The sequence below is a fragment of the Streptomyces sp. NPDC090108 genome (assembly GCF_044747185.1).
Taxonomy (GTDB): Bacteria; Actinomycetota; Actinomycetes; order Streptomycetales; family Streptomycetaceae; genus Streptomyces.
Genome location: NZ_JBIVDQ010000015.1, coordinates 1,655 through 3,393, shown reverse-complemented (window position 1 = coordinate 3,393; position 1,739 = coordinate 1,655). Strand labels below are relative to the sequence as shown.

General features: G+C 57.2%; 1 rRNA gene (cut by a window edge). It reads right to left on the bottom strand.

Going from position 1 to position 1,739, the window contains the following annotated elements:
* Window positions 1–1,723: ribosomal RNA gene (locus ACIPRD_RS32475) — 23S ribosomal RNA — on the bottom strand; it reaches 1,496 nt to the left of the window's first position.
* Window positions 1,724–1,739: the final 16 nt, after the last annotated feature.

Below are 1,739 nucleotides of genomic sequence, written 5' to 3'. Positions count from 1 at the left end.
GTGCCAGGCGGATTTACCTACCTGACGTCCTACACCCTTACCCCGGGACTACCATCGCCCGGGATGGACTACCTTCCTGCGTCACCCCATCACTCACCTACTAACCGCTTGGTTCGGCGGCTCCACCACTTTCCATTCCCCGAAGGGTCCGGAACGGCTTCACGGCCTTAGCATCACGATGCTCGATGTTTGACGCTTCACAGCGGGTACCGGAATATCAACCGGTTATCCATCGACTACGCCTGTCGGCCTCGCCTTAGGTCCCGACTTACCCTGGGCAGATCAGCTTGACCCAGGAACCCTTAGTCAATCGGCGCAAACGTTTCTCACGTTTGTATCGCTACTCATGCCTGCATTCTCACTCGTGAACCGTCCACCACTGCCTTCCGGCGCGGCTTCACCCGGCACACGACGCTCCCCTACCCATCACAGCACCCGTTGGGGCTATCTGCTGCAATGACACGACTTCGGCGGTACGCTTGAGCCCCGCTACATTGTCGGCGCGGAATCACTAGACCAGTGAGCTATTACGCACTCTTTCAAGGGTGGCTGCTTCTAAGCCAACCTCCTGGTTGTCTCTGCGACTCCACATCCTTTCCCACTTAGCGTACGCTTAGGGGCCTTAGTCGATGCTCTGGGCTGTTTCCCTCTCGACCATGGAGCTTATCCCCCACAGTCTCACTGCCGTGCTCTCACTTACCGGCATTCGGAGTTTGGCTAAGGTCAGTAACCCGGTAGGGCCCATCGCCTATCCAGTGCTCTACCTCCGGCAAGAAACACACGACGCTGCACCTAAATGCATTTCGGGGAGAACCAGCTATCACGGAGTTTGATTGGCCTTTCACCCCTAACCACAGGTCATCCCCCAGGTTTTCAACCCTGGTGGGTTCGGTCCTCCACGAAGTCTTACCTCCGCTTCAACCTGCCCATGGCTAGATCACTCCGCTTCGGGTCTTGAGCGTGCTACTGAAACGCCCTATTCGGACTCGCTTTCGCTACGGCTTCCCCACACGGGTTAACCTCGCAACACACCGCAAACTCGCAGGCTCATTCTTCAAAAGGCACGCAGTCACGAGATGCAGCAAGCTGCATCCGACGCTCCCACGGCTTGTAGGCACACGGTTTCAGGTACTATTTCACTCCGCTCCCGCGGTACTTTTCACCATTCCCTCACGGTACTATCCGCTATCGGTCACCAGGGAATATTTAGGCTTAGCGGGTGGTCCCGCCAGATTCACACGGGATTTCTCGGGCCCCGTGCTACTTGGGTGTTTCTCAAGCGAGCCGTACAGATTTTGACTACGGGGGTCTTACCCTCTACGCCGGACCTTTCGCATGTCCTTCGTCTATCCATACGGTTTTTGACTCGCCGACCAGCCGGCAGACTGATCAAGAGAAATCCCACAACCCCGTATGCGCAACCCCTGCCGGGTCTCACACGCATACGGTTTGGCCTCATCCGGTTTCGCTCGCCACTACTCCCGGAATCACGGTTGTTTTCTCTTCCTGAGGGTACTGAGATGTTTCACTTCCCCTCGTTCCCTCCACACTGCCTATGTGTTCAGCAGTGGGTGACAGCCCATGACGACTGCCGGGTTTCCCCATTCGGAAACCCCCGGATCAAAGCCTGGTTGACGGCTCCCCGGGGACTATCGTGGCCTCCCACGTCCTTCATCGGTTCCTGGTGCCAAGGCATCCACCGTGCGCCCTTAAAAACTTGGCCACAGATGCTCGCGTTC